Origin of the sequence: Faecalibacterium intestinale, from assembly GCF_040096575.1 — a bacterium.
GTDB classification, from domain to species: domain Bacteria; phylum Bacillota; class Clostridia; order Oscillospirales; family Ruminococcaceae; genus Faecalibacterium; species Faecalibacterium intestinale.
This window is the reverse complement of record NZ_JBBMEN010000019.1, coordinates 35,822-50,479: the sequence shown is the minus strand read 5'-3', so window position 1 is coordinate 50,479 and position 14,658 is coordinate 35,822. Positions and strand designations below refer to the sequence as shown.

Below are 14,658 nucleotides of genomic sequence, written 5' to 3'. Positions count from 1 at the left end.
TAGTCTGTTACCCAAACTAATGTCTGGCGCGATTGATATCGCAAGTATCCAGCTCTAAGCTGCTAAATTATCGTTTATAAAAGATATGAAGGGATAATATGGAAGATTTTGATAATGCTAAGACAAGAAATCCGAGGGAATGCGTTGTTACAAACCTTAATAGCTACCTGACCTACATTTCTGATATAAAGGAAACCATAAAGAAAGAGGAAGGCGCGGAAGTAAGCGCAAAGCATTATTTCTTCCGTGGACAGGCCAGCAACGAATGGAACGTCATGCCGGGAGTGTTCCGTGGTGGGATGCTGCCACATGAAGCAGAATTGATAAATGCGGCTTACACACGAAATCCCGATGACTTCCGGCAACTGACAACAGATTTTGAAAAACTCGCAAAATTGCAGCACTACGGGTTGCCGACAAGACTGTTGGACGTGACGGAGAATCCGCTAGTAGCACTGTATTTTGCTTGCCAAAAAAATCAAGAGAAAAAGATAACTGACGGGAAAACTACATTATTGCCGCCGACCGATGGAAAAATCTATTATAAGCGTGATTACGGAAAAAGTTATAGCGACATAGAGATCAAAGTGCTGACATATTTAGCAAGCTATGAAATTTCGGGCGATTATACATTAGAAAAGCTGCTTTCGGATTTGAACAAGTACGGGATTTATACGGATAAAGAAGCAGAAGAGTGTAGGGCAAGTGAATATAAAAGCTTGCTTTCAATTATTCAAAGAAATTATTTTGTGATTTCCAACTTAAATAATGAAAGACTGGTACGGCAAAGTGGCTCTTTTCTGATCTGTGGAAAATATAATGTTCAACTCAAAGAAAAAATTGGACAGAGCATCGTTAAACGGGCATATAGTGATGTTCAAGATGAGTTTGAACTTCAAAGTTTCAGAATACCAGCGGGAAGAAAAAGTGCAATTTTAGAAGAACTAAGTTTTTATAATATCAATGAAGGAACACTTTTCCCGGAACTTGAGCACCAGATGGCATATATTAAAAGCAATTATGCGAATATACAAAAGCCTATGGCCGACAAGTTTGTGAAAATAGAAGTTCCGGTAACAAATATTAGAGAAGTATGCGATTCGGATATTTCAGACGATAAAGTGGATGAGATTATTCAGAGGGTACTGCGGGATGAAATAAATCCAGCATTTTTTGATGAGTGCTATATTGCAATTCGGGAAAATCTGATGCCGGATTGGTATCGTAAGGAAATTGGACTCAGTAAAGTTCGATTAGCACTGACGGACACATTGGATAATGGTACGCCGATAGGACGTGCGATGGCAAAAAGAGCGGCACAGTCTATCGTCACAAATATTATAAATGCTATTGCACAAGAATCGGATACAGCAACTTCGGATAATAGTTGAGGAGAAAAAATCATGCTTTCATTTACCGAAGATACCTTTGAACAAGCGGTCATAGAGCTATTTGAAAATATGGGTTACACCCACATTTATGCTCCTGATATGAACCGAACAGATTACAGCCGCCCTCTGCTGGACGATGTTTTGCGGGATTGTCTGGTGCGGCTGAATCGCAGCCTTCCGGCTGTGGCAATTGATGAAGCCATCCTGAAACTGAATGATTTTGATGCAGGAAGCCTGTTGCAGAAGAATATTGTCTTTATGGACTATCTGCAAAACGGTATCACGGTCAAATACGCAGTCAAGGGTGAAGAACGGTCTTCGGTAGTAAAGCTGATTGATTATGCAGATGCAGACAAAAATGATTTCTATGTGGTAAACCAATATACCTTCGTGGAAAATGGAAACAACCGCCGTCCGGATATTATTTTGTTTATCAATGGTTTGCCGTTGGTTTTGATGGAACTGAAAAGTCCTTCTAAGGACGAAGTGGGTGCAGAAAACGCATACAACCAGATTCGGAACTATATGAAGGATATTCCTTCGATGTTCTACTATAATGCAATCTGCGTAATCAGCGACCTTTCGACCAACAAGGCAGGAACAATCACTTCTGGACTTGACCGTTTTATGGAATGGAAAACAAAAGACGGTGATTATGAAAACACCGCGTATGCGCAGTTTGATACCTTCTATGAGGGGATGTTCCAGAAAGCACGGCTACTGGACATTTTGAAAAATTTTATCCTGTTTTCCGGTGATGGGCAGAAGCCGATTAAAATTTTGGCTGGGTACCACCAGTATTTCGCTGTACGAAAAGCCATCGAAAAGGCCAAAATTGCCACCAAAACAGACGGCAAGGGTGGTGTGTTCTGGCATACGCAGGGCAGCGGAAAATCTCTGTCGATGGTATTCTATGCCCATTTGCTGCAAGACGCTCTGGACAGCCCCACCATCGTTGTGATGACGGACCGCATCGACCTCGACGATCAGCTCTACACGCAGTTTGCCAGGTGTGCGCCGTTTTTGCGCCAGACACCTGTACAGGCAACCAGCAAGGACAATCTAAGCAAGCTGCTGGATGGCCGAGAAGCAAACGGCATTATTTTCACCACGATGTTCAAGTTTGAGCGTGGCGAGAAGCCACTGTCCGAACGTAGAAATATTGTGGTAATGGCGGATGAAGCCCACCGTGGACAGTATGGTTTTGATGAAAAAATAGTCATTAAAGAAAATGAACAGGGTGAAAAAGAAGCACATACGGTCATTGGTAATGCCCGTATTATCCACGATGCCCTGCCGAACGCAACCTACATAGGCTTTACGGGAACGCCGATTTCGGCAAAAGATAGAAATACGCGTGAAGTTTTTGGTGATTATATCGATATTTACGATATGACGCAGGCTGTAGAAGATGGCGCAACGCGTCCAGTTTACTATGAGAGTCGCGTTATCAAACTCCACCTTGACCAGAATACACTGGCCTTGATAGATGCGACCTACGATGCACTGGAACAGCAATCGGACGTTGCAACGATTGAAAAAAGCAAAAAGATGTTGGGACAGATGGAGAGTGTGCTGGGGGCAGATTCTACCATTCAATCCCTGTGCGAAGATATTGTCAACCATTACGAAAAGTACCGCGCTAATCTTTTGACGGGCAAGGCGATGATCGTGGCGTATTCGCGCCCGATTGCGATGAAGATTTATCGGAAACTTCTGGAGCTGCGCCCGACATGGAATGAAAAAATCGGCGTAGTTATGACGGGTGGCAACAATGACCCGGAGGATTGGAAAGAAATCATCGGCACAAAATCTCACAAAGAAGAACTTGCCCGGAAATTCAAAGACAACGATGACCCGATGAAGATTGCCATTGTTGTGGATATGTGGCTGACAGGTTTTGATGTGCCTTCACTGGCTACGATGTATGTTTACAAGCCAATGCACGGATACAATCTGATGCAGGCCATCGCGCGTGTCAACCGCGTGTTTAAGGACAAAGAGGGCGGCTTGATTGTAGATTACGTTGGCATTGCATCTGCCCTCAAAGCCGCTATGAAGGAGTATACCAAGCGTGACCAGTCCCGATATGGCGATATGGACATTGCCAGAGTTGCTTATCCAAAGTTTCAGGAAAAGCTTCAGGTGTGCAAAGATTTGTTGCACGGCTTTGATTTCAGCGGATTTATTGGCGGTTCTCCGTTGATGATGGCAAAGCTGGTCACTGGCGGCGTAAACTTTGTTCTGGACGCAAAAGCACCCAAGCGCAAAGATCTGTTCCTGCGAGAAGCTCTGTTGCTGAAACAGTCGCATTCGTTGTGTTCCAGCATGACCACGGAGCAGGAGCGACATGAAGCGGCCTACATGGAAGCAGTCCGTTCTACGGTGGTGAAGATCACCTATGGTGGGAGTGACGGCAAGACACTTTCTTTGAAAGAAATCAATGCTCAAATCAATGAACTGCTGAAAGCAAGTATCCAGAGTCAAGGTGTTATCAGTTTGTTTGACAGTAAGAAGGCAGATGAAAATATCAGCCTGTTTGACCCGGCGGTGTTGGATGAAATTTCAAAAATGAAAGAAAAGAACATTGCCGTAGAAATTTTGAAAAAACTTATGGCAGAGCAAGTTTCACTGTATAAACGGACAAATGTTGTGCAGTCTCAGAAGTTTTCAGAAAAGATTACACAGTTGATGAACTCTTACTACAATGGCTTGATTACAAACGAGGAGGTCATCAAGGAACTTCTGAAAACGGCACAGGAGATTACAGAACTGTATAACAATGGTAAAAAGCTGGGCTTGACGCAGGAAGAACTGGCTTTTTACGATGCTCTGACAAAGCCGGAAAACATAAAGGACTTCTATCAAAATAATGAATTGATTGACTTGACCAGAGAACTTACGGAAATGCTGCGCAAAAATCGGACGATAGACTGGCAGAAAAAAGAAACTGCCCGTGCGAGTATGCGTAAGATGGTGAAGCACTTGCTGAAAAAATATAAGTATCCACCGGAAGATTATGATACGGCAATCAGCACGGTCATTAGCCAGTGTGAGATGTGGACTGACAACATGGTAGTATGAATTGTATGAAATGTCGTTGATTTGTGCTTGACAATCGGATTCCTTTTCTGTAAAATGATTTTAGAAAATACTATTATTGAAAATAAGAAAGGCTGTTTTATGGGAAAGATGATCTTAGATGACCTCCGCAAGCGTCTGGAACGTCTGGATGAAGATGCAGACCTGATGATCGACAATAACGACCGCTATCAGATGGTGATTGTAGGCGGCAGTGCGTTCATTTTGTTGGGCAAGCTGACCCGCGCTACTCATGACATTGATGCCTTGAGTGTTCCGAAAGAACTGTACAGTTTGCTTGGCAAGTACGACATCAACACCGATGTGGAAGCCTACATCGACAATTTCCCGTATAACTTCCAAGACCGGCTTCAGCCGCTATCCTTTGGTGGTACAAAGGTGCAGTTCTATACACCCAGTCTGGAGGATTTGGTGATTGCAAAGCTCTGCTCGTTCCGGGATACTGACAAGGCAGACGTAGAGAGCGAAGCTGTGCGGAACTCTTTGGATTGGGACTTGCTGGAACACCTTGCAACGGATGAAGATGAACTGAAAGCCAGCATCTTGAACGATTGGCGGTATCGGGATTTTTATATCCGTTATCAGGAGTATGTGGAGAGGTGGAGACCATGCGAAAGCTGACATTTGAGGGTTTCTTGAAGCAGTATGTGGCAGAGCTTTCCGGGGTGCAGACGGCTAGTATTCATAAGCTGGCAGATTGTCTGAGCGAGAATCCCCGTCTGAAAGAACCGCTGTTTCTCTATGCTTTGGCCTATGATAAAGTAGAACTGCTGCTCCGCTACACCGCGAACAGCACTGTTGCTGCGGAATATGAGCAGCTTTCCAACCACTATTCACTGGCGCAAATGCTGCTGTTTCTGGAAAACCAGTCGCCGGAATTGCCGGAGGGCTACTGGAAAGTCTGGCGCAGTTATTGTTCAGTACGAGATTCTGCTCTTGCAGACAATGACACAAAAGATCTGATCCATCGCCGGGTATTGGAACTTCAACAGAAAAAGAAACTGACGAATTATCGCCTTTACACAGACTTGAAGTTGAATCCGGGCAATGTGAATGCATGGCTCAAACACAACGATTCCAGCAAAATGAGCCTTGACTGTGCACGGCAGATTTACAAGTATGCAAAAAGCTACCCGTCTGTTCGATAAGAAAAAGGAAGTGAGCCTATGACCGCCGTAATTTACGCCCGCTATTCCAGCGATAACCAGCGCGAAGAATCCATCGAAGGACAGATTCGGGAATGCACGGCCTATGCGGAAAAAAACGGTATCACGGTCATCAAACACTACATTGATCGTGCATTCTCCGCCAAAACAGACAATCGCCCGGAGTTCCAGCAGATGATCAAAGACAGCGGCAAGAAGCTGTTTGATGTTGTTCTCGTCTGGAAATTTGACCGCTTTGCCCGGAATCGTTTTGATAGCGCAAATTACAAGATGATCCTGAAAAAGAACGGTGTCCACCTGATCTCCGTTATGGAACCCATTGCCGAGGGCTCACAGGGCATTCTGGTGGAAACGCTGCTGGAAGGCATGGCAGAATACTATTCGGCAGAGTTATCCGAAAAGGTGATTCGTGGTCAGACCGAGAACGCTTTGAAGGGTAAGTGCACTGGCGGTACGGGAACCATTGGCTATAAAATCGACGAGGACAAGTTTTATCATCTTGACCCGCTGACTGCTCCGCTGGTGCTGGAAGCCTTTCAGCGGTATGACAACGGCGATAAAATGGTGGAGATCGTAAACTTCCTCAACGACAAGGGTGTCCGCAATATGCTGGGCGGCAAAATGACCCACAGCAGCGTGAATACCATGCTGAAGAACCGTCGGTACATTGGCGAACTGTCTTTCCGGGATATCGTTGTGCCGGATGCAATTCCGGTTATTGTTCCGAAAGACCTGTTTGACCGGGTGCAGAAGCGTCTGGATAAGAACAAGCGTGCCCCTGCCTGTGGCAAGGCAGATGAGGAATATCTGCTGACCACCAAGCTGTTCTGCGGCAAGTGTGGAGCGCTGATGTTCGGCGAAAGCGGAACCAGTGCTACCGGGCGCACCTACTATTATTATAAATGCGCCAACGTCAAGCGGCGTAAGGGCTGCAACAAAAAGACCGTGCAGAAAGAATGGCTGGAAGAGCTGGTCGTCCGGGAAACCATGAAGCTGATTCAGGACGATGCGGTGATCGACAAGATCGTTTAATTGGTCATGGATGTCCAGAATCAGGAGAACACAACGATCCCGCTGCTGGAAAAGCAACTGCGAGAGGTCAACAAAAAGCTGGACAACCTGATGAAGGCAATCGAGGACGGCTTGTATACCCGGACAACGAAAGAGCGTCTGGAAGCGCTGGAAATCCAGAAAGATGAGCTGACTGCAAAAATTGCAGACGAAAAGTTGAAGAAGCCCAGCTTCAATGAGGATTTCATCCGATTCTGGCTGATGAAATTTAGAAAGTTCGACATTTCGCAGAAAAAACAGCGGAAAGCGCTGATTGAAATTTTTGTAAATGCCATTTTCCTGTACGATGACCGGATGCTGATCACGTTCAACTACAAGGATGGCACCCAAACTGTCCGGTTTGAGGACACTTTGACCGCCGATGGGGTGGAAGGAAAAAGTTCGGATTTGTCCAGCTCTGCTGGACCATAAATCCAACGATTTCACGTTAGAAATCGTTGGATTTTTTTGTTTATAGGCTGGCCTTATTTGGTTTTGACCACAATTTTGACCACAATGCGGGCGATTTTATCTGGTCGATCGCAGGGGCAAGTGGGCTTTTCTGGACGCAACAGCATCTGCTGCGATATGCGAGCCAGCGTTGATGTCAACGCTTTGAAAAGCTGGCTCGCGATAATTCGTGCCGTTCCGTCCAATTTTCAGGCCGAAAATGCCTCGCTGAACAACTGAATCGCACTCTGCTGAATGGATTCCTGAACATGGAGATAATGCTCAGTCATTTCGGTATCGGCATGGCCTACGATGCTCTGGATGGTCTGAATATCCACGCCCAATGCCTGCATATTGCCTCCTTCCTGATGTCAAGTTGTTTCGGGAATAGCTTCTTGATACTTGTTCATAAGGGACGAGTAGGATTCTTCGCCCTGCTCAAAGGACGGGGCAGCGATTTCCTGTGTGTGGTTCTGGTAAGAACGTGCAGCATTGAAAACAGACCAGTCATACTCATACATTGCCTGAATCACTTCAATGCTCATGCCAGCGTCCTCATACTGCTTGCGCATGATAACCCACTGACGGTCAAAGTTTTTCTTTTCCAAACCATAATTAAAGCCCATGTGTAACCTCTAAATTTTCGATAAAACGTGAAAAGTCAAAAACTTGGAGATGCTACGGATATTTCGCCGCTTGGGGCATGGTGGAGATCGTAAACTTTCTCAACGACAAGGGAGTCCGCAATATGCTGGGCGGAAAAATGACCCACAGCAGCGTGAACACCATGCTGAAGAATCGCCGGTACATTGGCGAACTGTCTTTCCGGGATATCGTTGTGCCAGATGCAATTCCGGTTATTGTTCCGAAAGACCTGTTTGACCGGGGGCAGAAGCGTTTGGTGCCGTGCGACCTTATAATTTATATTGCATAAAATTGCTATTGTGAACAAACCCAAAATTGGAGTACAGCTTTATTCCCATATCGGATGCTGTTATTTGGATAACTCCGCATCCGTATTCTTTTGCATCATTTATCACCCGGGAAAGCAATTCTCTTGCGATGCCTTTTCTTCTATAGCTTGGCGCAGTAAACATACTGGACAGTAACCCTATTTTCCCGCTTGGACATCCGAAATAAGGCGGCTTTTCGACAAATGACATCCCGCTTGTGCCGATAATTTTGTCTCCGTCAAATGCAAGCCAGGAAACAAATGTGCCATCAGCCATATGGTGCGTATAGTATTGCAGCAGGGAAGCGGTCAAATCAATTTCTTCCGTTGCGCCTTCTTCGCGCAGCTGCTTTATTCTCATGCTGATAAAAACGTTCAACTCGTTTTCTGTGAGCCTTCTATACTCTATTTTCATATACGTTCCAGCCCCCGTAAATTGCGTGTTATCAATGTAAAAACGCAGCGTTTTCGCCTGAGTTGTTCTCGCTCGAGTTACAGAATATACTCCATCTGCCGCTCCTTGGTTTTCATGCCCATTTTTTCGTAAAAGTGCTCTGCCGAAGTGTTTCCCGCCCAGACGTTCAGGGTCACCTCGTAGCAGCCCAGTGCTTTTGCCTGCTGCTTTACATAGTCAAACAGACTTTCCCCGATGTGCTGTCCGCGCGTCTGCTTGTCAACGCAAAGGTCATCGATGAACAGCGACTTGAAGGGCACCATGTTGGTGGAAAAAGGCTGCTCCTTCAGCTGACAGAAGGCATAGCCCATGCACACATCCTCCTCGTTCACGGCAACGTAGATGGGCTTATCCTCCTGCTTCAAAAGCGCTGCCAGTTCACAGACGGTGTATTTTGTGGTGCCGGGAATAAAAATATCCGGGCGTATCTCTGCGTGGATCTGCAGCACCTGCCCCAGCAGTGCAAGCAGTCTGGGAATGTCTTTTTCCTCGGCTTTACGAATGTTCATTTGTACTTTATCCCTTCCATTTTCTGGTTTTTGCATTTCCAGTATACCACACCGGGCGGCACTAGAAAAGAGAAAATGCACCTCCCGATAGCAAACAAAAACGCGAGCGACCGTTTCGGCCACTCGCGTTTTTGATGTGCTGTATTATCCGTCCAATTTTTCCTGCGCCCGGTACTGCAGCGCTTCCAGCAGGGAGTCCTCGTCCAGCAGGGTCTTACCGGCAAGGTCGGCCACGGTGCGGGCTACCCGCAAAATGCGGTCGTGCGCCCGGGCAGAAAGCCCCAGTGCATCGTAGGAGCTGCGCAGCAGCTGCTCGGCACCGGGGGTCATGCGGCAGATGCGCCGCACCTGCCCGGCGTTCAGCTGGGCGTTGCAGTGCACCCCCTTAAAGCCCGGCGCGGCGTAGCGCTTGGCCTGAATGGCGCGGGCAGCAAGCACCTGTTTGCGCAGCTCCGCGCTGCTCTCGGAGGGTGCGGCGGCGTGCAGCTCGTCAAAGGCGATGGGGTCCATCTCCACGCACAGGTCGATGCGGTCCAAAAGCGGGCCGGACACCCGGCTGCGGTACTGCCGCACCGCGCTGGGCGAGCAGGTGCAGGCGCGGGTGGGGTGGCCGTAATAGCCGCATTTGCAGGGGTTCATGGCGGCTACCAGCTGGAAGCGGCTGGGGTAGGTGGCGCTTCCGGCGGCGCGGCTCACGGTGATCTGCCCATCCTCCAGCGGCTGGCGCAGCACCTCCAAGCTCTCGCGGGAAAACTCCGGCAGTTCGTCCAAAAACAGCACCCCGCAGTTGGCAAGACTGCACTCGCCCGGGCGGAACTGCGCCCCGCCGCCGGCAAGGGCGGCAGCGCTTGCCGAGTGGTGCGGGCTGCGGAAGGGGCGGGCAGAGATCAGTCCGCGCCCCTGCGGCAGCTGCCCGGCGATGGAGTAGATCTTGGTCGTCTCCACTGCTTCCTCCCGGGTCAGGGGCGGCAGGATGCCCGGCAGGCGCTTTGCCAGCATGGATTTGCCGGTGCCGGGTGCGCCCGTCAAAAGCACGTTGTGCCCGCCTGCGGCTGCAATGACCATGGCGCGCCGCGCCAGCGACTGTCCCATCACGTCCGCAAAATCCGGCACCTGCTGCCATGCGTCCTCCGGGTCAAAGGGGATGGCGGCGGCAGGGGAGAGGGGACGGGTGCCCTTCAGCGCTTCCACCACCTCCCGGGCGGTGTGGGCAGGGTAGACGGTCATGGTGTCGGCGCAGGCTTCGGCTGCTTCGGCGGCGTTCTCTGCCGGGACGTACAGCGCCCGGATGCCGTACTCGGCAGCGGCAAGCGCCATGGGCAGCACGCCGGACACCGGACGCAGACTGCCGTCCAGCGCAAGCTCGCCCAGAAAGGCGGCGTCGGCGGGCACTTCTTCCAGCTGTCCGCTGGCGGTCAGCAGCGCCAAAAGCAGCGGCAGATCGTACACCGGGCCGGTCTTGCGCACATCGGCAGGAGCAAGGTTGATGGTGATGCGCCGGTCGGGAAAGCGGAAGCCAAGGTTTTTGATGGCAGCGCGCACCCGGTCGGCGCTTTCCCGCACGGCAGAGTCCGGCAGGCCGACGATGGAAAACGCGGGCAGCCCGCCGGAAACATCGGCTTCCACCGCAACGGCAAAGCCGCGCAGTCCGTTCAGGCCAAAGCTGTTGGTCACAGAATACATGGTGTCCCTCCCTGCATGGCGCATAGTTTGTCAAAAATGCCAAAAGTGGAAAATAATGGATATATCTACTATGCTTCGACAGTTTTTTCTGTTTGAAATCATTATAGTAAAGCACAGGAAAGTTGTCAATGCAGCAGAAAGGAGAACGAGAGATCATGACAAATGGGGAATGTTGCCGGTATATCCGTACCTATTCAGAGCTGGAGGGGCTGCAGCACGCCTGCACGCTGGTGTACTGTGCCGCTTCCACCCCACAGGGGGTGCTGGCACAGCTGCGCCGGGAGCAGGGCGGCAGGGTGCGCAGCAGCACGGTACTTGCTCCGGCAGACAGCTTTGGCCGGATAATGCGGCTGCTGCGCTACCTGTGCGAAAACGGCGTGGGGCCGGAGCAGTGGCTGGAGGTGCTGGAGGATGTGCACCAGCCCTACCAGCTGCTGGATACATCAAAAAACGCAATGAATATGGCAGAAGAACCGGTTTTTTGTGGTATTTGTCGGTTTTAAGGGCACAAACTTCGGCCATTTTACGCAATTGACATAAGCGGAGCAAGAGTTTATAGTATAAGTAGGTTTATACAAACCGTTTCGATCCGGGGAAAAAGATTTTGAACAAAGGTAAGGTGTACAAGATGTATCTGGATGAATATAAGCGCTGGCTGGCAGCGGATCTGGAGGATGCAGACCTGAAGCCGGAGCTGGCAAAGGTCGAAGGCAATGACGATGAGATCAAGGATCGCTTTGCTGTGGCGCTGAAGTTTGGCACCGCAGGTCTGCGCGGCGTGCTGGGTGCCGGTACCAACCGCATGAACATCTACGTTGTCCGTCAGGCAACGCAGGGTCTGGCAAACTGGGTGCTGACCCAGGGCGGTACCCAGACCGTGGCGATCAGCTACGACAGCCGCCTGAAGAGCGATGTCTTTGCCAAGACCGCCGCTGGCGTTCTGGCAGCCAACGGCATCAAGGTGCGCATCTATGATGCCCTGATGCCTGTGCCCGCTTTGAGCTTTGCTACCCGTTACTATAACTGCAACGCCGGTATCATGGTCACTGCTTCCCACAACCCGGCTAAGTACAATGGCTACAAGGCCTACGGCCCGGACGGCTGCCAGATGACCGATGACGCTGCCGCCATCGTCTACGACGAGATCCAAAAGACCGATGTGCTCACCGGCGCAAAATACGTCTCCTTTGCCGAGGGCGTGGAGAACGGCATGATCCGCTTTGTGGGCGATGACTGCAAAAAGGCTCTGTACGATGCCATTGAGGCACGTCAGGTGCGCCCGGGTCTGTGCAAGACTGCCGGCCTGAAGCTGGTGTACAGCCCGCTGAACGGCTCCGGCCTTGTGCCCGTGACCCGTGTGCTCAACGATATGGGCATCACCGATATCACCATCGTGCCCGAGCAGGAGTACCCCAACGGCTACTTTACCACCTGCTCCTACCCCAACCCCGAGATCTTCGAGGCGCTGAAGCTGGGTCTGGAGCTGGCCACCAAGACCGGTGCCGACCTGATGCTGGCTACCGACCCCGACGCCGACCGCGTGGGCATTGCCATGAAGTGCCCGGACGGCAGCTATGAGCTGGTGTCCGGCAACGAGATGGGCGTTCTGCTGCTGGACTACATCTGCGCAGGCCGCATCGAGAAGGGCACTATGCCCAAGAACCCCGTGGCAGTCAAGTCCATCGTGTCCACCCCGCTGGCAGACGCTGTGGCAAAGCACTACGGCGTGGAGATGCGCAATGTGCTGACCGGCTTCAAGTGGATCGGCGACCAGATCGCCAATCTCGAAGCTGCCGGTGAGGTCGACCGCTTCATCTTCGGCTTTGAGGAGAGCTACGGCTATCTGGCAGGCCCCTACGTCCGCGATAAGGACGCCGTCATCGGCTCCATGCTCATCTGCGAGATGGCTGCTTACTACCGCAGCATCGGCTCCTCCATCAAGCAGCGTCTGGAAGAGATCTACGCTCAGTACGGCCGCTACCTGAACAAGGTGGACAGCTTCGAGTTCCCCGGCCTGACCGGCATGGAGAAGATGGCTTCCATCATGCAGAAGCTGCGTGACCAGCCCCCGGTGGAGCTGGCAGGCCATAAGGTGGTCAAGGTGACCGATTACAAGAAGCCGGAAGAGACCGGCCTGCCCGTTGCCAACGTGCTGATCTACACGCTGGAAAACGGCGCTACCGTGGTGGTGCGTCCCTCCGGCACCGAGCCGAAGATCAAGACCTACTTCACCACGCTGGGCAAGGATCTGGCGGAAGCACAGGCACAGAAGGACGCTCTGGCTGCTGCCATCGAGCCCATCCTGAAGTAAAACTATCCCAAAGCATCTGCGGGGCTGTTGCACGTTTTTGTGCAGCAGCCCTTTTTGCGTTTGTCGGAGCGTTGACCGGAGCAAAAAAAACTTCCCCCAAGGGGCTTTGACGTCCTCAAAGACTTTGCACTTTAGCTGGAAACTGTGCCGTTATGCCAAAGGCTCCCTCCCAGAGGGAGCTGTCAAAACCGTCAGGTTTTGACTGAGGGAGTTAAGTCCAAAGGGAGAGAGCGAAAGTGCACACTCTGGGCGACTGCCCTTTCAGGACAGACCGCAGGACTTTATGCAGCACAGATGCACTTTTGCTGTGTAAAATCGGTTGAAGTTTGCGCTGTGATACGCTATAATAAAACATGGTTTATTATAAGCAGCTGTGGGCGCGCAGCGCGGCACAGCAGCAGGGTAGGTGGAAGAGATGGAAAAAACTGTATCGGCAGTATTGGTAGCGGCGGGCTCCTCGACCCGCATGGGCTTTGATAAGCTCAGTTTTGATCTGGGGGGCGAAACGGTGCTGCACCGCAGCATCCGCGCCTTTGCCCAGTGCCCGCAGGTCACCGAGCTTGTGCTGGTGGCGGGCAAAAACCGGGATTTTGTGGCGCAGCAGGCGGCGGACTGCCCAAAGCCTGTGCAGGTCGTAGCGGGCGGGGCTACCCGCGCCGAGAGCGCAAAAAACGGTGTGCTGGCAGCGCACGGAGAACTGGTGGCGGTGCACGATGCCGCCCGCCCTTTTGTGAGCGCGGCGGTCATTACGGCGACGCTGGAAGCCGCTGCCCGGTGCGGCGCAGCAGCCCCGGCGGTGCCGGTGAAGGATACCATCAAGGCCGCTGCCCGGGGCGATGGCAAGACTGTGCCCCCGGACTGCGCGGTGCAGACGACCCCGGACCGCAGCACCCTGTATGCGGTGCAGACCCCCCAGTGCTTTGACCGTGCAGCGTATCTTGCGGCACTGGCGGAGCTGGACGCCACCCGCGCCCGCCTTGTTACCGATGATTGCAGCCTGTTTGAGCTGACCGGACGCCCGGTGCAGCTGACGCAGGGCGACTATGCAAACCTGAAGATCACCACCCGGGAGGATCTGCCCCGCCCGGCACAAAGAAAGGAAACGGAAATGCGTATTGGACACGGCTATGATGTACATCGTTTGGTAGAGCAGCGCAAGCTGATCCTTGGCGGGGTGGAGATCCCCTTTGAAAAGGGTCTGCTGGGCCATTCGGACGCAGACGTGCTGACCCATGCGGTGATGGATGCCGTGCTGGGCGCAGCGGCGCTGGGGGATATCGGCCAGCATTTCCCGGACAATGACCCGGAGTACGCCGGTGCCGACAGCCTGAAGCTGGCCTGCCGCGTGGCACAGATCCTCAAGGAGCACGGCTGGCGCATTGAAAACATCGACGCCACCCTGCTGTGCCAGCGCCCCAAGCTTGCACCCCATATCCCGGCCATGCGCGCCAATCTGGCGGCGGCTTTCGGCCTGCCGGTGGAAGCGGTAAGCGTAAAGGCCACCACGGAGGAGCATCTGGGCTTTACCGGCGAGGGACTGGGCATTGCCGCCCACGCTGTTGCCCTGATCGAAGCAGTGTAAGGGGGCAC

The 14,658-nt window shown here is 51.6% G+C and carries 13 protein-coding genes and 1 pseudogene; 9 read left to right on the top strand and 5 right to left on the bottom strand.

Going from position 1 to position 14,658, the window contains the following annotated elements:
- Positions 1-98 precede the first annotated feature (98 nt).
- The 5 genes and pseudogenes from WMO20_RS11410 (at position 99) to WMO20_RS11390 (ending at position 7,141) form a co-directional block, all read left to right on the top strand.
- Positions 99-1,391 (top strand): FRG domain-containing protein, encoded by a 1,293-nt coding sequence (locus WMO20_RS11410; protein WP_349186913.1) that lies wholly within the window; start codon positions 99-101, stop codon positions 1,389-1,391.
- A 12-nt stretch (positions 1,392-1,403) separates the two neighbouring features.
- On the top strand, positions 1,404-4,475 hold the full coding sequence (locus WMO20_RS11405) for a type I restriction endonuclease subunit R (protein WP_349186912.1): 3,072 nt from the start codon (positions 1,404-1,406) through the stop codon (positions 4,473-4,475).
- Positions 4,476-4,574: 99 nt separating this feature from the next.
- Positions 4,575-5,114, top strand: coding sequence for a DUF6036 family nucleotidyltransferase (locus WMO20_RS11400; protein WP_349186911.1), 540 nt, complete (start codon positions 4,575-4,577; stop codon positions 5,112-5,114).
- A 14-nt stretch (positions 5,115-5,128) separates the two neighbouring features.
- A complete protein-coding gene (locus tag WMO20_RS11395; protein ID WP_349186910.1) occupies positions 5,129-5,641 on the top strand; it encodes a transcriptional regulator in 513 nt (170 codons plus the stop codon).
- A gap of 18 nt (positions 5,642-5,659) precedes the next feature.
- Positions 5,660-7,141, top strand: a pseudogene (locus WMO20_RS11390) (recombinase family protein).
- A 227-nt stretch (positions 7,142-7,368) separates the two neighbouring features.
- Here the strand turns inward: WMO20_RS11390 and WMO20_RS11385 are convergent.
- A complete protein-coding gene (locus tag WMO20_RS11385; RefSeq protein ID WP_349186909.1) occupies positions 7,369-7,512 on the bottom strand; it encodes a hypothetical protein in 144 nt (47 codons plus the stop codon).
- 18 nt (positions 7,513-7,530) lie between these two features.
- A complete protein-coding gene (locus WMO20_RS11380; RefSeq protein WP_316540778.1) occupies positions 7,531-7,785 on the bottom strand; it encodes a hypothetical protein in 255 nt (84 codons plus the stop codon).
- A gap of 20 nt (positions 7,786-7,805) precedes the next feature.
- Between WMO20_RS11380 and WMO20_RS11375 the strand changes: the two genes are divergently transcribed.
- Positions 7,806-8,093 (top strand): recombinase family protein, encoded by a 288-nt coding sequence (locus WMO20_RS11375; protein WP_316540822.1) that lies wholly within the window; start codon positions 7,806-7,808, stop codon positions 8,091-8,093.
- On the opposite strand, the gene WMO20_RS11370 is transcribed toward WMO20_RS11375, so the two are convergent.
- The 3 genes from WMO20_RS11370 to WMO20_RS11360 all read right to left on the bottom strand — a co-directional run bounded on the left by WMO20_RS11370 (position 8,074) and on the right by WMO20_RS11360 (position 10,757).
- Positions 8,074-8,526 carry a GNAT family N-acetyltransferase gene (locus WMO20_RS11370; protein ID WP_349186908.1) on the bottom strand — a complete coding sequence of 151 codons (453 nt, stop codon included), beginning with the start codon at positions 8,524-8,526 and terminating at the stop codon, positions 8,074-8,076. The two genes, WMO20_RS11375 and WMO20_RS11370, sit on opposite strands and share 20 nt — an antisense overlap.
- A 77-nt stretch (positions 8,527-8,603) precedes the next feature.
- Positions 8,604-9,074, bottom strand: coding sequence for a GNAT family N-acetyltransferase (locus tag WMO20_RS11365; protein ID WP_112091729.1), 471 nt, complete (start codon positions 9,072-9,074; stop codon positions 8,604-8,606).
- Positions 9,075-9,218: 144 nt separating this feature from the next.
- A complete protein-coding gene (locus WMO20_RS11360; protein WP_112091728.1) occupies positions 9,219-10,757 on the bottom strand; it encodes a YifB family Mg chelatase-like AAA ATPase in 1,539 nt (512 codons plus the stop codon).
- A gap of 128 nt (positions 10,758-10,885) precedes the next feature.
- On the opposite strand from WMO20_RS11360, the gene WMO20_RS11355 reads away from it, so the two are divergent.
- From WMO20_RS11355 to ispF, 3 genes are all read left to right on the top strand, one after another.
- On the top strand, positions 10,886-11,260 hold the full coding sequence (locus tag WMO20_RS11355) for a hypothetical protein (RefSeq protein WP_097780013.1): 375 nt from the start codon (positions 10,886-10,888) through the stop codon (positions 11,258-11,260).
- 125 nt (positions 11,261-11,385) lie between these two features.
- Positions 11,386-13,068 carry a phospho-sugar mutase gene (locus tag WMO20_RS11350; RefSeq protein WP_349186914.1) on the top strand — a complete coding sequence of 561 codons (1,683 nt, stop codon included), beginning with the start codon at positions 11,386-11,388 and terminating at the stop codon, positions 13,066-13,068.
- Positions 13,069-13,483: 415 nt separating this feature from the next.
- Entirely contained in the window at positions 13,484-14,650 is a 1,167-nt protein-coding gene (ispF, locus tag WMO20_RS11345; RefSeq protein ID WP_349186907.1) for a 2-C-methyl-D-erythritol 2,4-cyclodiphosphate synthase, read from the top strand.
- Positions 14,651-14,658: the final 8 nt, after the last annotated feature.

What these genes read in the sequence shown, in the direction of transcription:
- WMO20_RS11370 (WP_349186908.1), bottom strand. Translation starts at nt 8,526, where the DNA reads ATGAAAATAGAGTATAGAAGGCTCACAGAAAACGAGTTGAACGTTTTT.
- WMO20_RS11385 (WP_349186909.1), bottom strand. Translation starts at nt 7,512, where the DNA reads ATGCAGGCATTGGGCGTGGATATTCAGACCATCCAGAGCATCGTAGGC.
- WMO20_RS11405 (WP_349186912.1), top strand. Translation starts at nt 1,404, where the DNA reads ATGCTTTCATTTACCGAAGATACCTTTGAACAAGCGGTCATAGAGCTA.
- WMO20_RS11380 (WP_316540778.1), bottom strand. Translation starts at nt 7,785, where the DNA reads ATGGGCTTTAATTATGGTTTGGAAAAGAAAAACTTTGACCGTCAGTGG.
- WMO20_RS11360 (WP_112091728.1), bottom strand. Translation starts at nt 10,757, where the DNA reads ATGTATTCTGTGACCAACAGCTTTGGCCTGAACGGACTGCGCGGCTTT.
- ispF (WP_349186907.1), top strand. Translation starts at nt 13,484, where the DNA reads ATGGAAAAAACTGTATCGGCAGTATTGGTAGCGGCGGGCTCCTCGACC.
- WMO20_RS11350 (WP_349186914.1), top strand. Translation starts at nt 11,386, where the DNA reads ATGTATCTGGATGAATATAAGCGCTGGCTGGCAGCGGATCTGGAGGAT.
- WMO20_RS11355 (WP_097780013.1), top strand. Translation starts at nt 10,886, where the DNA reads ATGCAGCAGAAAGGAGAACGAGAGATCATGACAAATGGGGAATGTTGC.
- WMO20_RS11410 (WP_349186913.1), top strand. Translation starts at nt 99, where the DNA reads ATGGAAGATTTTGATAATGCTAAGACAAGAAATCCGAGGGAATGCGTT.
- WMO20_RS11400 (WP_349186911.1), top strand. Translation starts at nt 4,575, where the DNA reads ATGGGAAAGATGATCTTAGATGACCTCCGCAAGCGTCTGGAACGTCTG.
- WMO20_RS11365 (WP_112091729.1), bottom strand. Translation starts at nt 9,074, where the DNA reads ATGAACATTCGTAAAGCCGAGGAAAAAGACATTCCCAGACTGCTTGCA.